Origin of the sequence: Fibrella forsythiae (assembly GCF_017353175.1) — a bacterium.
GTDB lineage: Bacteria > Bacteroidota > Bacteroidia > Cytophagales > Spirosomataceae > Fibrella > Fibrella forsythiae.
Window position 1 is genome coordinate 26548 of the sequence record NZ_JAFMYW010000012.1, and the last position, 24919, is coordinate 51466.

General features: G+C 53.8%; 21 protein-coding genes. 16 read left to right on the top strand and 5 right to left on the bottom strand.

The features are described 5' to 3' along the window. Positions 1-4 precede the first annotated feature (4 nt). Positions 5-1345, top strand: a complete 1341-nt coding sequence (locus J2I46_RS28390) for an MFS transporter (protein WP_207332490.1) — start codon at positions 5-7, stop codon at positions 1343-1345. A gap of 154 nt (positions 1346-1499) precedes the next feature. On the opposite strand, the gene J2I46_RS28395 is transcribed toward J2I46_RS28390, so the two are convergent. Then, the gene (locus J2I46_RS28395; RefSeq protein ID WP_207332491.1) at positions 1500-2084 is read right to left on the bottom strand and encodes a hypothetical protein; all 585 of its coding nucleotides are present in this window, start codon (positions 2082-2084) and stop codon (positions 1500-1502) included. Positions 2085-2990: 906 nt separating this feature from the next. On the opposite strand from J2I46_RS28395, the gene J2I46_RS28400 reads away from it, so the two are divergent. The 5 genes from J2I46_RS28400 (at position 2991) to J2I46_RS28420 (ending at position 6561) form a co-directional block, all read left to right on the top strand. After that, positions 2991-3743 carry a tellurite resistance TerB family protein gene (locus J2I46_RS28400; RefSeq protein WP_207332492.1) on the top strand — a complete coding sequence of 251 codons (753 nt, stop codon included), beginning with the start codon at positions 2991-2993 and terminating at the stop codon, positions 3741-3743. A 201-nt stretch (positions 3744-3944) separates the two neighbouring features. Then, positions 3945-4337: a barstar family protein gene (locus tag J2I46_RS28405; protein WP_207332493.1), complete on the top strand. Its 393-nt coding sequence runs from the start codon at positions 3945-3947 to the stop codon at positions 4335-4337. Between the two features lie 321 nt (positions 4338-4658). Then, complete coding sequence (locus J2I46_RS28410; protein ID WP_207332494.1) at positions 4659-5108, top strand: DinB family protein; 450 nt, start codon at positions 4659-4661, stop codon at positions 5106-5108. A gap of 269 nt (positions 5109-5377) precedes the next feature. Then, the gene (locus J2I46_RS28415) at positions 5378-5872 is read left to right on the top strand and encodes a hypothetical protein (RefSeq protein WP_207332495.1); all 495 of its coding nucleotides are present in this window, start codon (positions 5378-5380) and stop codon (positions 5870-5872) included. Further along, positions 5869-6561 carry a carboxylesterase family protein gene (locus tag J2I46_RS28420; RefSeq protein WP_207332496.1) on the top strand — a complete coding sequence of 231 codons (693 nt, stop codon included), beginning with the start codon at positions 5869-5871 and terminating at the stop codon, positions 6559-6561. The genes J2I46_RS28415 and J2I46_RS28420 overlap by 4 nt, the downstream gene beginning before the upstream one ends. 65 nt (positions 6562-6626) lie before the next feature. Here the strand turns inward: J2I46_RS28420 and J2I46_RS32985 are convergent, their stop codons facing one another. From J2I46_RS32985 to J2I46_RS28440, 4 genes are all read right to left on the bottom strand, one after another. Continuing rightward, positions 6627-6827 (bottom strand): integrase core domain-containing protein, encoded by a 201-nt coding sequence (locus tag J2I46_RS32985; protein WP_229379998.1) that lies wholly within the window; start codon positions 6825-6827, stop codon positions 6627-6629. A gap of 701 nt (positions 6828-7528) precedes the next feature. Beyond that, positions 7529-7696, bottom strand: coding sequence for a hypothetical protein (locus tag J2I46_RS28430; RefSeq protein ID WP_207332497.1), 168 nt, complete (start codon positions 7694-7696; stop codon positions 7529-7531). A gap of 589 nt (positions 7697-8285) precedes the next feature. Next, positions 8286-11009 carry a S8 family peptidase gene (locus J2I46_RS28435; RefSeq protein ID WP_207332498.1) on the bottom strand — a complete coding sequence of 908 codons (2724 nt, stop codon included), beginning with the start codon at positions 11007-11009 and terminating at the stop codon, positions 8286-8288. Positions 11010-11298: 289 nt separating this feature from the next. Further along, positions 11299-11697, bottom strand: a complete 399-nt coding sequence (locus J2I46_RS28440) for a DUF4932 domain-containing protein (RefSeq protein WP_207332499.1) — start codon at positions 11695-11697, stop codon at positions 11299-11301. 912 nt (positions 11698-12609) lie between these two features. Here J2I46_RS28440 and J2I46_RS28445 point away from each other — a divergent pair. The 10 genes from J2I46_RS28445 to J2I46_RS28485 all read left to right on the top strand — a co-directional run bounded on the left by J2I46_RS28445 (position 12610) and on the right by J2I46_RS28485 (position 24913). Next, positions 12610-12987 (top strand): MerC domain-containing protein, encoded by a 378-nt coding sequence (locus tag J2I46_RS28445; RefSeq protein WP_207332500.1) that lies wholly within the window; start codon positions 12610-12612, stop codon positions 12985-12987. A 13-nt stretch (positions 12988-13000) separates the two neighbouring features. Then, a complete protein-coding gene (locus J2I46_RS28450; protein ID WP_207332501.1) occupies positions 13001-14221 on the top strand; it encodes a GTP-binding protein in 1221 nt (406 codons plus the stop codon). Positions 14222-14240: 19 nt separating this feature from the next. Next, positions 14241-15176 (top strand): NAD(P)/FAD-dependent oxidoreductase, encoded by a 936-nt coding sequence (locus J2I46_RS28455; RefSeq protein WP_207332502.1) that lies wholly within the window; start codon positions 14241-14243, stop codon positions 15174-15176. A gap of 126 nt (positions 15177-15302) precedes the next feature. Further along, positions 15303-15758 carry a hypothetical protein gene (locus tag J2I46_RS28460; RefSeq protein WP_229379999.1) on the top strand — a complete coding sequence of 152 codons (456 nt, stop codon included), beginning with the start codon at positions 15303-15305 and terminating at the stop codon, positions 15756-15758. Positions 15759-15847: 89 nt separating this feature from the next. Beyond that, positions 15848-18316 carry a TonB-dependent receptor gene (locus tag J2I46_RS28465; protein ID WP_207332503.1) on the top strand — a complete coding sequence of 823 codons (2469 nt, stop codon included), beginning with the start codon at positions 15848-15850 and terminating at the stop codon, positions 18314-18316. A gap of 6 nt (positions 18317-18322) precedes the next feature. Beyond that, positions 18323-19768 carry an ABC transporter permease gene (locus tag J2I46_RS28470; protein ID WP_207332504.1) on the top strand — a complete coding sequence of 482 codons (1446 nt, stop codon included), beginning with the start codon at positions 18323-18325 and terminating at the stop codon, positions 19766-19768. Between the two features lies 1 nt (position 19769). Continuing rightward, the gene (locus J2I46_RS28475; RefSeq protein WP_207332505.1) at positions 19770-21122 is read left to right on the top strand and encodes a DUF3526 domain-containing protein; all 1353 of its coding nucleotides are present in this window, start codon (positions 19770-19772) and stop codon (positions 21120-21122) included. A gap of 15 nt (positions 21123-21137) precedes the next feature. Next, positions 21138-21839 (top strand): ABC transporter ATP-binding protein, encoded by a 702-nt coding sequence (locus J2I46_RS28480; protein ID WP_207332506.1) that lies wholly within the window; start codon positions 21138-21140, stop codon positions 21837-21839. A 948-nt stretch (positions 21840-22787) separates the two neighbouring features. Further along, a complete protein-coding gene (locus J2I46_RS33585) occupies positions 22788-22919 on the top strand; it encodes a PIN domain-containing protein (protein ID WP_374758108.1) in 132 nt (43 codons plus the stop codon). A gap of 239 nt (positions 22920-23158) precedes the next feature. Further along, complete coding sequence (locus tag J2I46_RS28485) at positions 23159-24913, top strand: arylsulfatase (protein WP_207332507.1); 1755 nt, start codon at positions 23159-23161, stop codon at positions 24911-24913. Positions 24914-24919: the final 6 nt, after the last annotated feature.

The window sequence follows — 24919 nt, forward strand, 5'->3', positions numbered from 1 at the left end:
CTCAATGACCAGCTATACCCGGTTACCCGCCCTGGCAAATAGTACGTTCTGGCGCTACTTCGCCTTTACGGCGCTATATTTCGCAGAAGGCTTGCAAATGGGGCTGTTGTTTGTCGGCATTCCTGCCTGGATGGCACAGAACGCTAAAACGCCCACAGAGATCGGGCAGTTTGCCACGGCCTGTGCCCTGCCCTGGACGTTCAAATTCGTGGTAGCCCCGCTTATGGACCGATACACCTACCTGCCTATGGGGCGCAAACGCCCCTGGGTACTGTTTGGACAGTTTGGTTTGGTGGCTAGTCTGATCGTCATGGCCTACGTACCTGATCCGCTTGGCAATTTACAGCTGTTTGCCGGGGCCGCCTTTCTGGTGTCTACGTTTGGAGCTCTTCAGGATGCCGCCGTTGATGGTATGGCCGTCGATGTGATCCCCGGTGACCAGCAGGCGCGTGCCAACGGGTTTATGGGGGGTGCCCGCATGATCGGCAGTTCGCTGGCGCTGGCCGGTGGCAGCTGGCTATTGAATCAGTATAGCTTCACCGTAGCTGCCCTTGCCGTAGCCTTTACCGTTGGTCTGCTCACGGTGGTACCCATCTTACTACGAGAGGCCGAGAGCGAGAAGTTTTTTCCCTGGACGGATGGCATTGCCTCTCCCGAATCCCGGAACCTACAGGTCAGCAACTGGAGGACGATTGTCCGGTCGCTGTTTAGTCTGTTCAGGCTGAAAAACTCGCTGCTTGTCTCGCTGTTAATGTTTATCACGATGGGGTCATACAATTACTTCGAAACCCTGCTGCCGATCTTTGCGGTTAACGTCTCGGGCTGGACCAACGTCTCCTACTCGCAGGCCTTTGCCTCGGCCGATCTGATTGGGGGTATTAGCGGCATTCTGCTGGGCGGCGTATTGATTGAGCGATTCGGGAAAAAGCGCATGATCGGCCTTTACTTCCTCGGAATCATGGGCATCGCCACCGCCTTTGCCCTGCTGACAGACTACTGGACTGACCGCGTCTTTGTCCACGGCTTTATCATCGTCTACCGATGGCTGAATGCGTTTGCCAAGATTGGCGTTTACGCTATCGCCATGGAATGCTGTTCCAGGAAAGTATCGGCCAGTCAGTTCACATTCTACATGACAATCGGGGCCGTAGGATCGATGGTCGGAGCGACGCTGATTGGACCGGTGAAGGAGCACGTTAGCTGGGGCATTGCGTTCGCTGCGTTTGTGGCTCTGATCGCCGTTTCCTGGCTTATTCTCCAGTCACTGAATATTCGCCAGCAGGTCGAACAGATAACCAGATTGGAAAAAGCCGACAACACAGAAGAGAAACTGCTTTTGAATTGACAAGACTAGGCTGCTAATGGACGTTCAAAAGCAGTTTATAGGGGTATATTACTATGCCATTTTATGTATTTCGAAGCCGCCACCAGGCGCACCTTAGCGCGCTGGAGTGTAAAAGAGAATGCCAAGCAGTTGAACATACCGTACGAAACACTGACTATGGAGACGCTTCTAAAAACGTACAATCTTGGCGATTGAGATTGCCCCATACGCTGGGCTGAGTTTTACTGGCGTACGGCCAGTTCATAGCCCGGATATCCTTCTTTGCCTCATCGACGACGTACATGTAGGTTACATCGTCGTCTTTACTTCGTTGGTAGCCGCCAATGTATTTTGTCTGCCGTTTATCGGCCCAGCCTACGTGGAAAAAGCCCGGGGCGCGCACCATTGGTTTCTGATCTCTGGCCGACCAATGGCCTACTGAATAATCCTGCGAGAAGAAAAGATTGGTTATGTAGCTATTGAAATTCATCCACGGGCTACAAGTGGCATACTTACCGGTTTTCAGGTCGACGATAAAATCTGGACCGCCGGTCACCATAACCTCACCGTTTATGAACATGCCTTGGTGATGGCCGAACACGCCAGCAAAGGTGACCTGATTGGGGTTACTTACTTTGCCCGTCTTCAGGTCAAAATCAGCCACGCCGATATCCTGGTTAAAGATGTAGACGGCTCTCTTCCAGTCCATTGATAGCTCAAACTTAACGTCCTTGTAGGGCGAAGTGGCAGGCATGTTCATGGGCAGTTCGTACACTGGCAGCCCGCTCGCCGTGTGGGCTACAAGGAGATCGTGCTGGTTAAAGCGTGCTGGTTAAAGCGGGTGTAGAGCTGCTGGTATTTTGGGCGAGAAATACGTGTTGGAGGCCGTTGGCCACCAGGCCACCTCCTTACACGTACGTACATCCAAGACAATCCATCCGCCCTGGTAGTTGGTCACGTTGGTAAGGAACTCGGTTCCTCTACTCAGCGAATAGTAGGGTTTGGCGTTCTCGTCCCGCTCGTCCAGTCACCTGTCTACCAACAAGTAATATGGATAGTCTTCTGGCTTGAGGGGCCCCTGCTTGGGGGCTGGCTGGCCTGGGCAGCGGTTTCTTTGTTTAGGCCTGGGCCTGAGGGGATAGGATCCAACAAGTAAGAATCAAACACGCTATGGCTGTCCTCATGAGGCGTCAAGTGCGGGAAAAGGTGAACGTTGTTGTCTTCGCCCCGAATCTAGGGGCTAGCTGGCTAAAACAAAACGGTCTGCCCGGTAAGGCTGCACTTTTATTTACAAAAACTAATATGTTAATGCATTCATATGTCGGTCAGCGTCAATCAGGTAGTCAATGTTCTACGTTTAGTAACGTAATTGCCAGCCTGGGCGAGCCGCCAGGGTACGTCAGGCGATAGCCGTGTCTGACTGGCAGGCTTTCCTGGTCTATAGTCTGGCAGGGTACGAAAAATGTATGGCTATCGCCTGACGCTGCCAGCGCAGCTGGCCTAAAGACAGCAGGCGTAATCAGAGAGCAACCACTCGGCTTTACAGTACTACTGTTCCGGCTGGATAAGAATTTGTGAGCTGCGTAAGCGCAGCCTGCTTCCTTTTAGTTATCCCTCAGGCCCCTTACCCCAGGTCAGGGCCCTCTCAACCCCAATAAAATCCAGTATGGAACAACAAACCACGTTACTGACCGATTATTCGTTACCTGAAAAAAGTGCCTATCTGAGTGCTTTGGCTACCATGGCGGCGGCTGATGGCACGGCCTCCAGCGAAGAGCTTGAGTTTCTTAGCCTGCTGGGGCAAGCCGCCGAATTACCCCAGGAGAATCAGGAGGAAGTCCTGCAAATTGCCCGCAATCCCTCCCAGGTAAGTTTGCAGGCGTGTTTGGATCAACTCAAGGGCAGCCAGCTCCGCTTTTCCTTTATCACCGATATCATCAGCTTTGCCAAGGCCGACGGGCAGTATTCCCCTCAAGAGCAGCAGCGAATTCAGGAGATGGCCGCTTACCTGGATATCAACCCTGAGCAGTTCCGCAGCCTGGATGAGTTTGTCGACAGCGCCGGAGCCGCCCAGCAGCAGGGGCAGGATCCCTCCTCCCCCTCGTTTCTCCAGCAAAGCGGGTTTGCCGACCGCTTCACAAACCTGAACATCTCCCCGGGCATGATCCAGGGAGTACTGGGCATGCTGGCCCCTATGGTTCTCTCACGGCTGTTCGGTGGCCGCCGGGGCGGCTTTGGCGGTGGTCTGCTGGGAAGCCTTTTAGGCGGTGGCATGTCGTCGGGCCGGGGCGGCGGGCTGGGCTCCTTGATCTCTGTGCTGGGCGGACTGGGGGGACGGCCCCACTACGGCGGGATGGGCTCGGGCGGCCTGGGTAATCTGCTGGGCGGTATCTTAGGTGGTGGCCGCCGGGGATGGTAGGTAGAAGGTCAGGTAATTCTATAGCTTAGCCAAGGCTGCTAGCGACGGGCATGTAGCCCGGCTTTTCTGTTTATGGCGTTTTACAAACGGACGTTGATAAAACGCCATAACTCTTAGTTAGCTCTACTTATGAGCAAGTAGATGGCGGACTATTCAAGAGCGCACCCTACAAATGTATCGCAAACTCAGGTATATTGACTTATGGTCAAACAGATTGCCATTGACGGAAACCGGATCAACGACATCGCCTCCTTCTATCAGGAGATCAACCGGGTATTTATGGTCGGCGAAAGCTGGATGATTGGTCCTAGTCTCGACGCGTTCAATGATTTACTTTTTGGTGGCTATGGAGCCCTGCAAGGAGCCCAATCGGTTGATCTGCTCTGGCACAATATGGACCATAGCCGCAAAGCGCTAGGCTATCAGACGACCCGTGAGTACTACTTAGATAAGCTTAGCCCTGGCTCGCCCTACAACAAAAAACTGTTTGAGGAAAAGTTGGTAGCACTGGAGAGTGGCAGGGGCGAAACGTATTTTGACGCTATCATGACCATCATTGCCGACCATCCAACTGTTAGGGTGATTGGTCAGTAAACGTACCAGTGTTCGTCACCTTTTCACCTGACAGTTGATCCTTTCCCTGAAGCCACAAATACTTCGCTTCATATGAACGCTTCTAAGTGAGACGTACGAATCTTCATGTACCTGGTTCGTAAAACGCTCGTATACGTGGGCCCTACCCTCCCCCCCGGCCAGTGTAGCGGCTTTAGTCTGCTGTGCTTAGATACACAAGTACTAAAAATGCCACTTCTACACGATTAGAACGTTCTGAGTAGCCTGTTACTACTCTTCCCTTTTAATCACCTAAAGACGAGTAGCTTTGCCCTGATAGTCACCCCTACCTTGATACGAACGATGCAGAAAATAGTACTATTAGATATGTTAGCCCAAAACCGAACAACCTGTTCCTTTGCGTTCGATCAAGTTACAGAAGAGAACGTACATCTTCGACTCAATGAAGAAACGGCTTCTATCGGGTTCATTTATCGGCATGTGGGTGAAATGATGAATTTGTTTGGCTTGTTCTTCAATCTGCCCGTAGAGCCTCAGAATACTACCCTAGGCCAAATCGATACGGGACAAGGCCAAAATAGGAGTGTTAGTCAAGCGTTAGTTGCAGCTGGCTACGCCATGTTTGAGGCTTATGTCAAAACGACCGATGATGAGGCTTGGCATGATCCTATCGAGACGCCTTTTTTTGGCACTGTTTCCCGAGCGCGCTTATTTAGTCATGTGCTGTTTCACAATGCCCATCATGCCGGACAGATCTCGTTAACCTTAAGCCGAGGTAAGAAAATGCAATAGTCGTATGCGACGGATAGTGTGGGACATAGATTTAAAAACCTTGTCTCAATAAAACGCACTCGCCACCAGATTTAATGGGCTTTTCATTAGCTACGTTAGTCGATCTGGTATAGAGTAATAAAGCGAGCGATAGCTAATGGCACAGCAGCCAGTTCGTAGGGGCGAGCAACCAGCCATGACCGCTATACCCGCTCGTGCTCTATTCGTTTATCAAGGCAGTCCTGGTAAAGCCGTTGGTGTAACGACTTTGTGGGTCAACACCTGGCTTTATGACAAAACCCTTCTATCAAACCCTTTGCGCCAGCTTAGGGCTTTCCCTGGCTGCTGGCTTGTTTCAAAGCTGGCTCCATTTTCAGCGGGGCGTCGATCTATACGGGCTAGCCTCGTTTCAGAGTTGGTTTGTAATAGGCAACTTCATTGCCCTCATCACAGCTAGTTTGCTGCTAACCTATTACGACCACAAACACTTTAAAGCGGCTTTTTGGGCTGGGTTGGTAGCGACCCTCATCTCCCTGGCGACGTTTTTTTATCTGCTGCTGGCAAGCCTATACCCGCTGCTGGGTCAGTATCTCCGGGTGGCTACCGGGATGGGTACGTTCGCTTTTCTGGTGTACGGGGTCACCTTGGCTACGTCTGGGGCGAGGAGTAGACCCTGGCTTAGATGGGCAGGTTATGTTGTGGCCATCCTGTACGGGATTCAGTTGGCAGCCCTGGTGTGGTTTAACGATATCCCCCCTTATCCCCCTCCGCCACCCTGGATTTGATTCAGCAGTACCTGGCCCTGGCTGACCGGCTCGTTCCGCTTCTCCTACTGGGTAATTTCATCGATGAATTAACTCGCGTTTCCAGCGATACGGAGCCTGTCAACTTACCCACTAATCTACTGGTGGCCAGAGCAACGGTTGCGATCCTGGCCATTTGTAGCTCGGTACTCGCCATTCAGTTAACGGGAGACAATTATAACTATACTCATGTGTCTCCCCGGGAGAGGGCCCTGGCGCAGCCTTTTGCGGAGGGGCGCTATATCGGTTCCCAGGGCGATACGTTGCGCTACCGGATCATGAAGCCGCTTCATTACGATCCCCGGAAACGCTACCCACTGGTGGTTGGTCTACCTTATACCTGCTGGTCAGACAATACCCGCCAGATCGATGCTTGTCCTATCGCCAAATGGTTAGCCACGGATGAAAACAGGCGACAGTATGCTGCTTTTGTCTTTGTGCCCCGCTGTCCACCGCATACCGGCTGGGGCGGCGTGGCCAATACCCCTTCTGTAGCCCCCCTGGCCATTGAGGCCATTCGTTCGCTGGACAAGACGTTTTCGATTGATGCCCAACGGCGTTACGTGTCAGGCGTATCTCGGGGCGGGTATGGGTGTATTACCCTGGTTTTACTTGACAGATTTACATTCATTTTTATGCTGAAAACATTGACTCCATCAATTGCACTTTAGCCTTTTGACGATGTTTCGATACCCGCCATTTCTTGACCAACTCGCCCTCCATTCGATGCGCTTGATTAGGGACGGTCCGCCGCTGCGGTAAAATAAGCGCAACTTCGATGCGGTCGTAACTGATTGTAATTCTCAATCGCTCGCTGAACCCCTTCTTCGGCAGCCGCGTAACTGATAAAGCCACGGTTCTGCAACATATCCCCTTTTATTGTCCGGTTGACGCCTTCAGCCAAGGCATTTTCATAAGGGTCGCCCTGTTCGGTCATGCTGATAGCAATGTTGTTTTTTCGCAGCAGACCAGTATACGCATGACAGCCGTATTGAACGCCGCAGCGGCGGACCGTCCCGGTCTGAGTGGTGGATTAGCTCTTCGCTAACCTTATTTGCTTTCAAAGCCATCTTCAAGGCGGTTAAAGGACCTTCCATTTCCAAAGTAGGATGTAGTGCCCAACCCGGACGCGGGACCGCCACAATCTTTCGAGAATAGGCATCGGTCATCAGACCGCAGCGGCGGACCGCTCAGATAAGCGAACCCACGGGGCAAAGGCAAGTACGTGATATGGCTTACCCATAACTCATTAGGCGCATCTACTTTTTTCTCTTTCACCAGAGTAGGCTACTTGCGAAAAGGGTGATTCGACCAAGTAGTCCGCGCCCGTCGAGTTCTACGCCTTACTAATAAGCCATTCTCCCTGAGTAACTTAGCCAATTTATCCCGACCCAGTTTAATCCCATGCCGCTGACGAAAGTCGGCTAATTGGTGGTGCAGGATCTCCGCGCCAACCGAGGGCAGGTCAAGGCGTAACCGGCGTACTTCGGCTAACACCATTGCACTTTTAAGATCCGCTTTCTGAGATCGTTTCTGCTTCTCATACCAAGCCTGACGGCTTACCCCGCAGCGGCGGACCGTCAAACAGCCCGCAGAGTGTTTCCATGCTCACCAGTGGGTGATGCAGGCTGAGTTGATTTACTGGTTGGGTGGTCCGCCACCGCGGCCAGGCTTTTTTCGGATCGGGATCTTGAGTTCTTTTTCGGCAGCGTTAATCATGATCTCCAGCGCTTCCCGTTTGAGTAGTTTCTGGGTATCGGCTAACTGCTTTTTAAGCAGCGCCACTTCGTCAGTTTTACTTTTCATGAGTCGGGCCTGTTTGGGAGGGGGATAATAAGGTCGGAGTCGATAGCGCTGGTAGGCTCGATTCCAGATCCGAAGTGAATTTGGGGAAATATTGAGCTCAACCAAAATCTGTTTTTCGCTCACCAGTTCGAGTCGATAGAGCTCGACCATGTGCCAGCGGAAGGCACTAGCTCTGTACTTTTTCTTGAGGTCGATAAACCTACTCACCTTCATAACCTTACACGGTTTGTGTCAGGCTATTTCAGTGTAATACACGTATTCTTACCACATTCATTACGTTTAACAAGGTCGTATCTTTTTAAAGACAAGGATACGCTGGTTGTTATCCGAGAAATAGAACGCATTTAACCTTTTGTATCTGCTTTACCTTTTCGCCCTTTTTTCCGATACTCCAACGGATTTTGTCCTACTTATTTTTTAGAGATGACGGTAAAGTGGATGGCGCACTAGTCTATCTACAGACATTCAATTGAAAGGGGTAGCCGTTCGATTAACTGACCACCCGTAGAGCGTAAACAACGAAGCTCCGCTACTGGTAGCGGAGCTTCGTTGTTTACGCTCTACGGGTGGTCAGCCTAGGCTTGGACTCCTAGTGCAAAATCATCGGCTTCGACGTGCTGCGGGTGCCGGTGTTCACTTTGAACACGTACGTTCCCTTGGCTAATTCATGGCCGTCGAACTTGACCTGATGCGTACCCGGCTCGTGCCAGCCGTTAGCCAGCGTTTTTACTTTCTGACCCATAATATTGTAGACCTCAACCGTGGTGTTGCCCTGCTCCAGTACGTTGTAGCGAATGGTAGTCGACTGCACAAACGGGTTAGGATAGGCCATTGCGTCTTCGGTCATGGCTGGCTCGGCTGCCCGGCGGGCCGACGACGGCTGAGTGACGGCGTCCCACTTCGGAAAGGTGCGGGTCACGATGACGGCAAACTCGGCGCGGCTTACCGTAGCCTTCGGTCGGAACTCGGCCCGAATGAGGGGAGCCAGGTCATACTGCCCCTGGGTGACACTGTAGAACGCATTGATCAGGTTCAGATCAAGCGCCACGCTGACGTACCCTTCCATCCCCGCCGGAATCTGCGCAGCGTCGTCAATGGCAACGGTTTTACCGTTTACCTGCACTGTAACGGGCTTCCCTTTCCGATCGAGCGCCTGCTGCTGCAGTCCCAGGCCCTGCACCAGTGCATACACCACCGTCAGGCGGTCAACTTCACTGTTGGGGTTGAACCGGCCCGCATATACGCCCGACATCGCCGGACCCTGCACCTGCGTCATATCACGCAGGGCACCGCCTTTGGCCGAGATCGACTCGGCAATCAGCGCCTCGTTGCCTTCCACGTCAAAGTACGTTTTTGTGCCGTTCGTGGGTACGTACTGCCGAAAGGCCTGCCCCATCATCAGGTAATCGGCAAAGTGGATGCGCTTGAGGATCTCGTTGGGCCGAAACTCGCCATTAATACCGTCCATCAGGCGTTTGCTGATGGCCAGATTGATCGATTCCTGCGCCGGATGCCCGTTGATGTCATTCAGGCCGCTGGTGCCAGCTGCCGTCTGCTGCGAGAGATTAATCGTCAGGTTTTCGGGGAACGCAACGCCCCGCAGCCCCTCGACTTTCAGTGTCCAAGTACCCGCCACCGGGCTGGCCACGGCGACGCTGCGGTCGCCTGCGATGGCGAAGGTAACAGGGATACCCGCCCGGTACTGGGCCCCGTTTGGATCAACCAGCGTAATGGTGACCGGATTGCCCGTTTCGCCGAGCAGGCCCGTAGCGGTCATCTGGGCTTCGAGGCTGCCCACGCCGGGGGCTACCGTAAATGTGGTCTGGTTGCTGGCCGCCGTGGCCGGATTGTAGTTGACCGTCACCGATTGCCGCTTGATGACGCTGTTGACGCTGCTGCTGAAGGTGCGGCTACTGTTGACCGTGCCACCGAACGCCGTACTCCGGAACGCCTGATCGACGGCAGCATAGGCGTTTATGTAACCGGCCCCTACTTCCCAGGATTCGCGGCTGGGCATGTTGGTGGCCGTGCGCTCAATAAGCTGCTTCACCTGGGCGGGCGACAGCGATGGTTTGGCTTCCAGTATCAGGGCGATAACGCCCGCTACGTGCGGAGTCGCCATCGAGGTTCCGCTCATGTACGTGTAAAACGGCAACTCGGCGGGAGCCAGCGTCTGGTCTTTATCGGCCAGCCCCAGCGCCGCTACCGGCCCAATTACACGCGTCGAAATGATATCGACGCCGGGGGCTACGATGGTCGGTTCATTCTTGAACGTCCAGGATTCGCCGTCGATGGTGAACGTACCTTTTTCACCTTTCACGCCCCGCGACGAGAAGCTGGCCAGTTTGCCGAACTTGTCGCCTGCGCCCACCGAGATTGTCCAGGGGGCCACAGCGTAGGGGTTGTGCGTATTCGAGCCGGGACCTGAATTACCAGCCGCAAAGACTACGACCATCCCCCGGTCATAGCATTTCTTGGTAATAATCGACAGCGGGTGATTGGGGTTAAATGTACCACTCGACCCGAACGAATTGCTGATTACCCGAATGTTGTACTGGTACTGATGCGTCAGGGCGTAGTCGAAGCCACCCATGGCGTCCAGCACCAGCAGCGCCCCGCCCGAGCCGTAGCCCAGCAGCGACGCACCGGGGGCCACCCCTTCGAACTTACCGCTCGATCTAGCCCCGTTGCCACCCACCGTACCGGCGCAATGCGTGCCGTGGCCCGAGTTGTTGTCGGTGTTGGGTACGCCCTCAACGTAGGTAACGGGCAGCATCGAGTTCACCGAGTTCAGGTTGGTTGTGCCCAGCGTGTTCTGTACCAGGTGCGTACCCAGCTTAATGTCGTCGTGCGTGCCGTCTACGCCGCTGTCATTGATGAGCACCCCGATGCCCCGGCCTGATACGGGCGTGCCGTTATTACGGGCGGTCACGTCCTTGTCGGCCCGCAACCGTTTTACGCCGGTCAGGTGGGTAGCGTCGTTGTTAAAGTAAACCAGTTTTTTGTTCAGGAAAATCGACTTCACTTCGGGGCGTTTGGCCAGCTCGTCGATCTGCGCGGCAGTCGCCAGTACGCCCGCTATGGGCATGGCCTGCAAGGTGATGCCCTTGGTAATTCCGACCAGTTGCAGCAGCCCGACGTGGGCGGGTTGCGGTGCCCCATCCCCGTAAAACGTAACGACGGCCTGAACCAGAGGCATTGTTTTCAGGGCGTCTGTCAACTCAGGATCAACGGTGGCCTGAGCAAAGGAGAGTCGCGTACCCAGGCTGAGCAGGGCGGCAACCACTAATTTGTTAATGGAGTTGTTGAACATAGAACAGTAAGTTGGACAAGTGGACCGGTGAGCCTGCTACTGAGCGCAGACGCATTAACCCGGTTTTAACCCAACCTACGGAAAGCACTCAATGTCGGATTGCATAAATTTGGCTTACCTGCCAATAAATTATACTCAACCAATCAATATAATCAACTAAAGCGAAGACTATTTGGCCAATAAGCAGTCAATCAAAATAATATTATACCTAGTAATCGCGCTTGAACTATCCTTTGTTTGCCGGGAAACGACGGGTGTAACCGGTTCAAAACACGCCAAACCGGCGCGGCTAATTGGTCCGCTTTTGGCCAGCCCACTTGGTAAGTAGCACCGGAAAGTAGGCCTCAAACGTCGGGTAACGCCTCGTCTGCACGTAGTCAGCCACAATAAGTTCCGCCAGCGCATCGGTGTAGACAAAACCACCCTTCTGCTCCCGCAGCAGCTGCTGGACGGCCTGGGCGGGCAGGTGCACCCGGTGCAGGGCCAGCGAGATAGCGCGCACCAGCGATTCATCCACAAAATGGGGCCAGTCAGTGATGTTCTGCCGGGTGAGCACCTCACTGGCGGGCACTAAGTGCACCAGCGAGTCGATCTGGGCGCGGTACCGACTCAGCAGTGGATTGATGTAGATGTGGCTTCCCTCGTGCCAGACCAGGTTATTGAGGTCCGCCTCGAAGAACAGCTCCATGAAAGGGCTCGCCGCGCGGTTCCAGTAGCCTTGCTGGTAGACCAGGTGGGGCTGAAAGCCGGGGCCAGGATCCTGGTCCTGATGGCGTGCGCGCCTGATCCGTTTACTAGACCCGCTGCTGGTAGAGGCGCTGGCCTGATCGAACACTTAGTTGGTCTACCTTTTTAAGCTGGCTTATCACAGGACTGGCTGGCTTGTTAAGCCGGAGAAGCCATTTTACAAACGAGCGACCAATGCCGTACGGTTGTGAAATCGTCTCACGAACTCAAGGGTAACGCTGAACAAGAACGTTGATCTGTGGAATGGCCATCTGAAACGCTTGACTGAAGCAAACCAGCGCAGCCGAGCAAGGCAAGGTAGTTGCCCGGAAAACGGGCGTTTAAACCACGCATAATAGTGGGTATGATTAAATAAATAGTCTGTGCTCGATCCATCGATTGGGGGCATGCTTCAAAGTTCTGATCTCAGTTGGGGAGAATCATTATAGTGAACCTCATAGGCTCGAAGTGCCACCATACAACTAATCCCAGCAATAGGGTATACTAAAGAATCATTTGATTACCCAGCAAACTTCCTCAACAACTGCATCTCAAGGCCAATTTGACTCTTTTCCTCACCAGGTAGTCAAGCGGTATTGTACTGTCGAAATCACTTGCTTGCCATCGGTTAAGGGTAGGCTTTTTTACGGCATCAAGCCAACAGGATAGGCGTTAGCACAAATCACAACTTCCATCCGAAAGCTTGTCTAATTCCTAGTGCAGTTAGTGCAAAAGCAATGATCACTTGTGCAACACTATTACCGATAAGGCCGAGCCACCTTGTTGATTTCTGAAAATTTACGATATTTGCAACGTTGTTGCATTTAGCACACATAACTGGTTCCTCACCTTAACCAGGAGACCCTTGCAGGCGATGAAAACTTCTATACTCAGGCAAAAAGCAGATTATGTTGGCATTACCGGCTCAATACTATGCATCATTCATTGCCTCATCACGCCTGTTCTGGTGATGACCTCTACGTTACTGAACCACGAATCGCTGAGGATCGGATTTCTAAGCCTGGATTATCTCTTCATAGCCATCAACATTGTGGCTGTCTGGTCGGCCACGCGCCATACGTCTCGCCCGATCCGGTTTGCTCTGTGGAGTTTGTTGACTCTGTTTGCCGCTGGCTTAGTACTGGAAGACCTTGACCCGCGCTTCGAGTATATGGCCTACGGGGCATCTGTCGGGTTAGTGATAGCCCACCTTGCCAATATTTACCACTGCCGTAATCACCACGCTCACTAACAGTCTTTGACCAATGAAACTGCCCAAAAAACTACCCGTAACTGTGCTCAGCGGCTTTCTGGGCGCGGGGAAAACAACATTGCTCAATCATATTCTGCACAACAAAGCCGGTCTGAAAGTAGCCGTGATTGTCAACGACCTAAGTGAGGTAAACGTAGACGCGCAACTGGTGAAAGACCAGAACATGCTGTCAAGAACTGAAGAGAAACTGGTCGAGATGAGCAACGGCTGTATTTGCTGCACCCTGCGCGAAGACCTGATGCTGGAAGTGGAAAAGCTGGCGCTGGAAAATCGCTTCGATTACCTGCTGATCGAGTCATCCGGCATTTCGGAACCATTACCCGTAGCCCAGACCTTCAGCTTTGTCGACGACGAAAAGGGCATCGACCTTTCCCGGTTCTCCCGGCTCGATACGCTGGTGACGGTAGTCGACGCGTTTAACTTTCCCGCCGACTTTGGCTCAACCGACAACGTGTTTGACCGTGAGCTCAATAGTGACCCGGCCGACACGCGCACGATCGTAAACCTGCTGACCGAGCAGATCGAGTTTGCCAACGTCATCATCATCAACAAAACCGATCTGCTGAGCCGTCACCGGGTGGGTGAACTGAAAGCCATTTTGCACAAGCTGAATCCAAAAGCGCGGCTCATCGAATCTACGTTCTCGAAGGTCGACCCGGCTCAGATTCTTAATACCCATTTGTTTGATTTTGAGGAAGCCTCACAATCGGCGGGCTGGATTCAGGAACTCCAGAACCACGCCAACGGCATTGCCCACACGCCCGAAACGGAAGAATATGGCATTACTTCGTTTGTTTTCCGCGACCGTCGGCCGTTTCATCCGGTTCGGTTCTGGCGGTACCTACGCGAACACTTTCCGGCGGGCATCATTCGCAGCAAGGGCCTGTTCTGGCTGGCTTCGCGCCCCAACGATGCCCTGAACTTCAGTCAGGCCGGGGGGAGCCTGCGGGCCGAGCGGGCGGGTGTTTGGTGGGCGTCTATGCCTTTCGGGCAACGTACCCAGTATGCTTCCTTTCAGGAGAATCAGAAAAGCATAGAATCGCGCTGGCACAAACGCTACGGCGACCGGCAAAATGAGCTGGTCATTATTGGGCAGGACCTGCAACAGGCGCAAATTCTGGCCGAGTTACAGGACTGTCTGTGTACGGATATGGAACTAGCGCATATGGACAACAAAGGCCCTTTTAAAGACCCCTTCCCCGTCTGGGAATAAATAGTGATTCTAAAACAGCATGAACGTGAACCAACCATATGATGTCATCATTGTGGGTGGCAGCAATGCCGGGCTTAGTGCAGCCATGCTGCTTGGTCGCTCCTTACGCCGGGTGCTCGTGATCGACGCAGGCAAACCCTGCAATCGCCAAACGCTTCATTCGCATGGTTTCCTGACCCGCAATGCCGAAACGCCGACTCAGCTTCTGGCCGTCGCCCGCAAGCAGGTGAGCTACTACCCAAGCATTCAGTTTTGGAGCGATACCGTGGTTTCTGCCACGCAAACGCCCAACGGATTTACAGTTACAACAGCTGATGGCGTCGTTTTTTCGTCCCGGAAACTACTACTGGCAACGGGGGTGGCCGACATCATGCCCAACCTGCCGGGCTTCGCCGAGTGCTGGGGCCGTTCAGTGTTGCACTGCCACTACTGCCACGGCTACGAAGTGCATAGTCAGCCGCTGGGTGTACTGGCCAATGGCGAAATGGGCTACGAAATGGCCACCCTGATTCAACACTGGACGAATCAGCTGACCCTGTACACCAACGGCCCATCGACGCTGACTGATGCGCAACGGCAAACGCTGGTTCAGCTCCAGATTCCCCTGATAGAAACTCCCCTCAAAGCCATTGAACACGATGCGGGTCAGTTAACAGCGCTGCTCTTCACCGACCAAACGCGGGCGTATCCAATAGCGATTTTCTCGCGTGTTCTCTTCGGGCACCATACCAACATTGCCGCCCAGTTAGGGTGCGTATTAACCGAAACTAACTTCGTTCAGGCGACTGAATTTGGCGAGACCAACGTACCTGGCCTAGTTGCCGCCGGTGATATCACCACGCCGTTCCGGCAGGTGGCAGTAGCTGTTGCCAACGGTTCTAAAGCCGCCGCCTGGATCAATCGGGAATTGCTCACCGAAGACCTGAAGCGACGCGTTCAGGTTACAGGGGCCTGACCAACAGGTACGTTCGATATTAACTGACAAACAGCCTATGACGAATCTAAGATAAATCACCTAATTCAATCAATATTTGCAACGTAGTTGCATAAGCGTTAATTTACCTGAAAATTCATCCAGGCTATGCCCATTACCTATTCCGCTTACGCACTCGTACTGACCGGCTTGCTATTGGCCTGTTCGTCGACCGACAAAAAAGACCCGGCGCTGGAAGAAGCGGCGCGTTACCACGAACAGGCCACAGCCATTCAGGCCGACATTGAGCCAAAGATCGAGCAGATAGACTCGCTGAAAACGGTGATGATGGTCGCTAAAATGCCCGCTACGGAAGCCAGAATGGCTACGCTCGACAGCCTAAAATCAGCTTTTGAAGAATGGGAGGCGAATCTGGTTGAAGTGCCGGGGATGCCGCATAACCACACTCACCGCACCGGCGGACCGCATCACGGTAAACACAAACACGCGGACGCTACCCTGAAAGACTTACCCGCTGACCAGATGCGCGACCTGCAACGCGAAACGCTTAACGCCATCAAACAGATCCAGTCCCGTCTGGAAACCGTAACGAAACCAATTTAATCAAACACCCTAGCTGGCCAACTGCTCCTGCACGAAAATCGTGTGGCCGGGAAAGCTATGGCCGTTTTAATCACCATAATATTCAAAAAATGAAACACCTCTTTACCCTCTTTTTTGCGCTGGCCATGTATACGCTCCAGGCGCAAACCATCACCGGCCTTGTTATCGACGCCCAATCGGGTACGCCCGTGCCGGGGGCGACCGTGAAGTTCCTTGGCACAAATACAGGCACGGCCACCGATAGCCTGGGAAAATTCACCCTCGATGCTACCCCTACAGGTACGTTGCAAGTCTCGTTTATCGGGTTCAGAACCACGACGGTGAAGGCACGGGAGCGATTTTTTACGATTGAACTCATGCCCGAAGTCGCCCAGCTTCAGACCGTGGAAGTCGTGGGGCGCGTAGCGAAAGATTACAACAGCGACTACTCCTTTTCGGCCACCAAAACAGCTACGCTAAACAAAGACATTCCACAGTCGATTGGCACGGTCACTAAAGAACTGATGGCCGACCGGCAAGCCTTTCAGCTGGCCGATGCGGTGAAAATTGTGAGTGGCGTAACGCCCTCAAGCTTCTACAATCAGTACGCCATTCGGGGCATCAGCCAGAACGAAGAAGGCCAGATTATCAACGGCATGCGCACCCGGCAGTATTATTTTTTGCAGCCGCTGACCACCAACGTCGAGCGGGTCGAGGTGCTCAAAGGTCCGGCTAGTGCGTCGTTTTCGTCGGCCGATCCGGGTGGCAGTATCAATCTGGTAACCAAAAAACCGCTGACCGTCGACCGGAAAGAGGTGAGCCTGAGCGCGGGTAGCTTCAGCACCATGCGCGGTACGCTCGATTTTACGGGCCCACTCAACGCGAGCAAAACCCTGCTCTACCGCGTCAACGGAACCTATCAGGAAGCCCGCAGCTACCGCGATCTGGTGCGCAACAATGCCTTGCTGTTCTCGCCCTCGTTCTCCTACATTCCCAACCCAAAAACGGCCCTCAACGCCGAGCTGATCCTGAGCCGGGCCAACGGTAATCTTGACCGGGGACAACCCATTTTTGGAGCGGTAGCGGGCGTAACAACCCTGAACAGCACGCCTATCAGCCTGAATCTGGGGGCCGGCAATGACTTTTTCGCCTCGAAAGAACTGATCATCACCGGTAACCTGGCCCATAAATTCACCGACCGCATCAGCGTCAACGTGTCATACATGAAGCAGTCCTGGGAAGAAGATTTGCAGGAACACCGCACCACCAATGCCTTCGCCAGCGACATGACGGGTAAACCGGTTACCTCGCTGGCCGCCATGCAGTTTGTGCAGCGAAAGCAGTACTGGAACGTCGACAACCTGAATGCCTACGTTAATGTCAACTTTAATACCGGTGGGGCAACCCACAACCTGCTGGTCGGCTACGACCTCTCGGACTGGCAAAAGCTGAAAGGGGGCGGGCAAAATGCCGCCCGGGGGTTCCTACTGAAAGATGGCTCGGTAGCCGGTTCGTTCGTACTGGCCAACGCAGCTAACTACCAGACCATTACCGCTAGCGGCGTCACCTTGCCGCGCCCCAACGTGACCTACTTCGACCTGAATAACCCCAACTATACAATTCGTAATATCAACGATTACGTGATCAATGCTCGGACACCGCTCCCGGCTGCACTCACTACCACCCAGGCCGTTTACGCCCAGGAGCAATTCCGCTGGAACAAGATTCGGCTGCTGTTGGGGCTGCGTTACGAGTCGTTCCAAGACATCACCAATTACCAGTCGCCCGGCGAAACGTCGTTTACCAAAACCGCCCTGCTGCCCCGTTTGGGCCTGACTTATTCGCTCACGCCTAACCTGAACCTCTACGGCACATACCTGGAAGGTTTTCAGGGACAGTCGAATACGGTGACGCTGCTCCCCAACACGAGCAGCTTTTTCAATACAGCCAAATCGGCCAACCTGTTCGAGCCCTTGCGCAGCGACCTAAAAGAAATCGGGGCCAAAGCTCAATTTTTCGGCGGGCGCATCAGCCTGAACGCGGCTGTCTACGAGATCAATCAGCTCAACCTACTGCTCAACGCCAACCTGCCCACTTTCCCCGATTCGCTGGTGACGCGCGGGGCTGAGCGCAGCCGGGGCTTCGAGATGGACGTGGCCGGGTATCTGCTGCCCAACTGGCAAATCAATGCGTCGTACAGCTACATCGACGCCATCATTGTCAGCGACAACGAGGCGAGTCTGGTTGGGGCGCGGAAGCAGAACACGCCCCGCCACAGCAGTAATCTCTGGATGCGCTACAACTTCGCACCCAACTCGGCGCTGAGCGATTTGGGCATCGGGTTTGGCGTGCAGCATAGCGGCAGCAAGATTCCCTGGTTCTCGCGTGCGTTCGACGTGCCCGCCTACACCCTCCTGGACATGGCGCTCTACTATACCCCCGCCAAAAGCAGTGTGCAGGTGGCTCTGAATATCAACAACCTGACCAACCAGACATATTGGGTCGGTGCCCAAAACTACCTTCGATTGTTCCCCGGTGCGCCCCGCAACACGATGCTGACCCTGACGTATCGATTTTAAGTGACCATGCTACGAACTCAACGACTGATTGCCCGGCAGGTCTGGGCAACGGCTTTTAAAAATCGGGCCGTTTTTGGCCTACTGATCGGGATCGGTCTGTTGCTCGCCTACGCAGCCGTGACGGGCTGGGTAAGCTTTCGGCAGCAGAACGAGACGGGCCGACGGTACCAGCAACAGGCCCGGCAGGACTGGCTTTCTAACCCCGACAAGCACCCGCACCGTATGGCGCACTACGGCCATTTTGCGTTCCGGCCCAAAGCCCCACTGAGTATGTTCGATTTCGGGATGGAGAGCTTTTTGGGCAACACTATTTTTCTGGAAGCCCACAAGCAAAACAGCGTCAACTTTTCGGAAGCAGGCTTCTCCACGGGCCTGCTCCGGTTTGGCGAGATCAGTATGGCGATGGTGCTGCAACTGCTGCTGCCCCTGCTGCTGTTTTTCGTGGGCTTCGGAACGGTAGCCACCGACCGCGAAACGGGTACGTTGAAGCTGCTACTGAGTCAAGGCGTCAGTTGGCAGCGACTGCTGGTGGGTAAAAGCCTGGGATTACTGGCCGTGATGCTGAGCCTCTACGGCCCGGCGATGGTGGTCACCGGTTTGCTGTGGTTTGGATTACAGAGTGGGCAAGTCAGCGCCGATCAGACCATCCGGCTGCTACTGCTGATGGTTGCTTATTTCCTGTACCTGAACCTGTTCTGTGTCATCGCCGTACTGGTGTCGGCCCGCAGCAAAACGGCTAAAACCGCCCTGGTGTCGCTGATTGGCCTTTGGCTGATGCTCACCCTAGTGTTGCCCAGAGCCTCCCAGGCTCTGGGGTCGTACCTGTACCCGGCCCCGTCGAAGGCGAAGTTTCTGGCCGATATTCAGGCCGATGTGCTGAAAGAAGGCGACAGCCACAACCCGGGCGACCCGCATTATAAAGGGCTCAGAGATTCACTCCTCACGGCCTATGGGGTCGATTCGGTGCAGAAGCTGCCGTTCAACTACAGCGGGTTTGTGATGACCGAGGGCGAGAGAATAAGCGCCCGTCTTTACAATGACCATTTTGGGCGCTTGCTGACGATTTACAACCAGCAAAACCGCTTCTCGAAAGCGATGGCAATTGTGAACCCCTACCTGGCCGTCCGCAACTTGTCGATGGCCCTGTCGGGAACGGACTTTGCCAGTTACGTCGATTTTCAACGGCAGGCCGAGCAATACCGCTACGATATGGCCCAGAAGCTCAATGGCTTACAGATCGAACTGATCAGTAATAAGAAGCCGGGGCCAACTGATAAACCGTATCAAATCGATAGGCACCACTGGGAGGAAATCCCCGACTTTACGTACCTGTCGCCCGGCGTCGCGCGCGTGTTTGAGCACGAAGCCATCTCGCTGCTGGCATTTGCTTTCTGGGCGGGGCTGCTGGGACTCATAGCCTGGCGATTCACCAAAACCTTAACCGCTATTTGATATGATCCGACTTGCGTTCATCCAGTTTATTCGTTCAGGCGGCATTCGCATCGGGCTAGTTTTTTTGCTGGCAATCGGTGTCACCTCCCTGTTTGTGGGGAAACAATTCGCGCAGCGGCAGCAGCAAGGCATTGCCGACGTGATCCAGTTTCAGCAAACCGACTTTCCCCGTCAAGCGGCTCAGCACCGCGATGATATGGGGCTGTTGCTGTATTACCTTAAATTCTCAGTCATCAATGAAGCCCGCCCCCTGACGGCCCTGGCTATCGGGCAGCGCGACGTGAATGGGTCGGTGCAGAGCGTAACTATTCGGGGGCTGGAGGGCCAAAAATACGATGCCGATCTGACCAACCCTGCCAATCTGCTCTTGGGCAATGTCGATTTCAGTTTCGTACTGGTCTATCTGTTTCCCCTGCTGATTATTGCTTTCACGTACTCGATTATTTCGAACGAAAAAGAAAACGGCACCTGGTCGATCGTCGCCGTTCAAAGTCGACACCTGCTGGGGTTTGTTGGTGGGCTTTTTTTACTCCGGCTGGCGGTGGTCATGGCCATGCTGTTGCTCCTTATCGCACTGGCTATCGCCCTGTTAGATATTCCGCTGGATGGTTCATTGAGGCTTTTCCTGGGTACGTCGGTGGGCTACATACTGCTCTGGTTTAGCATTTGTTTTTGGGTCGCTTCGTTGCAACGCCGGTCCAGCACCAACGCCATTTTGCTGCTCGGTATCTGGCTGGGGCTGCTCATTGTGTTACCGGCGGGCGTCAACAACTACATTACCGTCCGCTATCCCGTACCTGAAGCCCAAGCTACCACCCTGGCCCAGCGCAAAGGCTACCACGAAAAATGGGATACCGACAAAACGGAAACGGTCGAGAAGTTTTATGCCCATTACCCGCAGTTCAGGCAGGTGCCGACCGCCCAAATGCCTACCGACTGGCGATGGTATTACGCCATGCAACAACTGGGCGACGATGAATCGGCCGGACAGGCGCGCGAACTGCGACAAAAACTGGAGCAACGCGAAAGGGCCAGCCGGACTATCGCTCAGTTCATACCAAGCCTGCACACCCAACTTCAGCTCGGCGAGCTGGCCCGGTCGGGATTGGGCAATCAGCTTCGGTTCATGGACTACACCGGTCAGTTTCACGAGAAAATGCGGCTCTATTTCTACCCCAAAATCTTTACGAATGCCCCGGTTCTGACCGAGAAATGGACAGCTTTCCAGGTCGACACCTTTACCGATGAGGCACCGATTCATCCGCTATCGACTTTAGGGCCATTGATGCTGTTCATCGCGCTGGTTGCGGGTCTGGGGTGGTTCCGGTTCCGCCAAACGATCTATCACCTATAAACACCGAAACATCCTATGTTACAAGCTATTAACTTAACCAAGCAGTACGTTCCGGGTCAGCCACCTTCGCTCGATACCCTGAACCTGAGCGTTCAGCCGGGAGAAATCTATTGTTTGCTCGGCCAGAACGGGGCGGGTAAAACCACCACCATCAATCTATTCCTGGGCTTCCTGCAACCCACCTCGGGTCAGGCACTGATCAACAGGCTCAACGTGGCCGACCATCCGCAGGAGACTAAGAAGTTTCTGGCCTACCTACCTGAAACGGTCATGCTATACTCCAACCTGACGGGAACGGAAAACCTCGATTTTTTTTCCCAGCTGGCCGGTTTTCGCCACACGTCCGACGAACTGCACAGCCTGTTGAGCCGCGCCGGACTGCAAACCGACGCCCACAACAGACGGGTGGGTACGTATTCGAAAGGGATGCGCCAGAAAGTAGGTATCGCCATTGCCCTGGCCAAACAAGCCAAAGCCCTGCTGCTCGACGAACCCACGAGCGGCCTCGACCCCAAAGCCAGCAACGAGTTTTCGGACATTCTGATGGGCCTGGCCCAGGGCGGCACGGCTATTTTGATGGCGACCCACGACATTTTCCGGGCGCGCGAAGTGGGGACTCGCATCGGCATCATGCGGGCGGGTCATCTGGTAGAATCCCTGGAAGCTCGTGACCTAACGGCCAACGAACTCGAAGCCATTTACCTACAAACCGTGTGAACGATTTTATAGGTATGATCAGTTAATTTACACCTCTTAAACGGACGTTTAACGTATGTAAAGTGAAGGGGAATCAGCTATTCCGACTAGTTTGTACAGACCTGTTGGAATACTAAGTGACCTGGCTATTTCCAGACATAGATGGTCAATATTAGTATATCTACCAGAAATGACGCGTACAGAATAGTAGATCTTCATATTAATCTGCCCCAAACCATTATTGACACGTGAATTAGTCTGTAAAGAAAGCTACCTCTCTTTTACGAAAGAAGGCAGTAATGAGTTGGGGATTAGCTCGCAACTGAGTTAACTGAACGATCACCGCTTTAGTCAGTTGCTCCAAGTTGATAAAGACTTGGTTTTTTAGGCTTCGCTTCAGGTGGCTCCATAGCAATTCGACCGGATTCAACCGCGGCGGCGGACCGCTCTGGACTATAGGCTGGTAAGCGTTCTAAATGGACTCTACCCGCCCGCTGGCTGAGCCAGTCTTTGACCATTTGACTACGATGAATGGCTGCCCCATCCGCAACGGCGGCCCGGCCAAATCACCAACAAGTTTCGTTTGCGGTAGCGGCTACACAAGCGATCCAAAAACCAGACGATGTCTTGGCTAGTGAAGGACCGGTCTTGGCCACCCAGGTAGATCCGTCCATTGGGGGCAATGGCTGCAATCAGGCTCGGGTGAGTGCGTCCTGCTTGCTCCATTATAAGTGGGGTTTAGCCTTTCGGTACCCATGTATTGGCTAGCAAGGGCAGTAAGTAACAAGCAGACTCATCAAGGCAATGACACGGCCCTCTGCCCTAGCTTTTTTTAAGCGCGGGTAAGTGCTCCTGTTGCCACTCTTGGTTTAGAAAGCCGCGTAGGGAACACGACGGATTGACTTGGTCATATTTGGACATTTTGCAGATAGGTGCTTGACGATTCAGGTTACACTACCTGTCCAGTTTTTGGGGACCACTATACACCGAGATCCATTCGATCGCTTATTACTGGCCACAGCCCAAGCCGAGCAACTAACGCTGATTTCGGATGATAGAAAGTTCGAGCGCTATGCTAGCTTCGTTACCTTGATTCGCTAGCCCAATTCTTAGGATCCTTTTCAAAATGCCAGGCTTTAGACTGCCTGACCAATTAAGTCAGCTGTTATCTTACATTCGACTTGGTGGCAATCCCCTTAGGACTAGTAAAAGTCTCTATCCTAAACGATATAAATAAGCCAACCGTAAGGCAAAAATGGGCGTCTAAAGTAAGTCTTAATTACGAAATTGCCCGCAGAGTCGTTGTGAATAGACTTGAATCAACCAACTACTAGTTAGCGATGAAAACTCCTCTTTGGATAGCTATGACTGCGCTGGTCATCGGTGCATGGATAGCAAGGGGGCCAGCTCCCGTCCCCAGGCCCAACGTAGTGTTCATCTTAACAGACGACCAGGGCTGGGGCGACCTAAGCCTTCATGGGAACCACTTGGTAGAAACGCCCAATCTCGACCGGCTCGCCCGCAACGGAGCCCAGTTCGAGCACTTTTTCGTCAGCCCGCTCTGTGCTCCCACCCGTGCCAGCCTGCTTACGGGCCGCTACCACCTGCGTACAGGTACGGTTTCGGTTACTCAGGGGTGGGAACGCATGCGTAGTACGGAACTCACCCTGGCCGAGGTATTCCGCCAGAACGGCTATGCCACAGGCTGTTTTGGCAAATGGCACAATGGCGAACATGCCCCCGAAGATCCCAACGGGCAGGGCTTTGATGAATTCCTGGGCTTTTGTGCAGGCCACTGGAATAATTACTTCGATACCGACTTGCAGCACAATGACCGGATGGTCGCCACCCAAGGATTTATCACTGATGTACTGACCGATGCGGCGTTAAACTTTATCAGTACGCACAAAACCCAGCCTTTTTTCTGTTATGTGCCGTTTAATGCCCCCCACAGCCCCCACCAGGTAGCTGACCGGTATTTTGATAAGTACAAAGCCAAGGGCCTGGACGATGAGCTAGCCAGTATCTATGGCATGGTTGAGAACGTAGATGATAACGTGGGGCGGCTATTGGCGAGGCTGGACCAGCTAAGTTTAGCTCAAAACACAATTGTGGTATTTGCGACCGATAATGGCCCCAATGGCCACCGCTTCAATGGGGCGATGAAGGGAATTAAAGGGGCGGTCGACGAAGGGGGTGTGCGAGTGCCGCTATTCGTGCGATGGCCAGGAAAGATACGCCCCCAAAGCCGGATTCGACCTAATACAGCTCACATCGATCTGCTACCGACGCTAGTCAGCTTGTGTGGGCTGCGCTTTGTGGCCACCAACCCCATCGATGGCCGCAGCCTGGCGGACCTGTTGCTGGGCCGGACCGATACGCTGGCTGATCGGATGCTGTTCACGCACGTTGGCGGAATGAGCCAGAGTGGCCTCCCGGCCGAGCCAGGGGCTGTTCGCACGGCGCAGTACCGTTTGGTGCGACAAAAGGAGCAGCTCCACTTGTACGATATGCTTCGCGATCCGTCGCAGTTAACAGATCTGGCCACTGAACAACCCCAACAGGTGCGAACGCTACAAGTCGCCTACGATGGCTGGTTCCGGGACGTATCTCAATCCTTAAGCTCTTCCAGGCCGGTGCCAGTGGCGAGTCGACGGGTCTTATTGCAGGCACCGGAAGCTCATTTTTCGGGTCAGGTACGTTACAAACAGGGCAGCGGCTGGGCTAATGACTGGCTCATTAACTGGCAGTCACCCGCCGATTCAATTTGGTGGGATGTGGCCGTAGAACGGCCAGGGGTCTATCAATTTAGTCTACAATACACTGCCCGGAATGCCGCGCTTGGAACGACCCTGCTTCTTACGGCCGCAAACGAGCGGCTACACCAAACGTTACGAACCAGTTACGACCCACCCCTCAAACTCAGCCCCGACCGAATTCCCCGTAAAGAAGTCTATGAAAAGCCCTGGGCTTGGCTGAGGATGGGCAAGCTTAAGCTACCCAAGGGCCATCACCGAATTCTGTTGCGGGCAGGATCGGTCCCGAATAGGCAGGTGGCGGAGGTCAAAGCGCTCTTGCTGATCGACCCAGAGTAGTCTGAT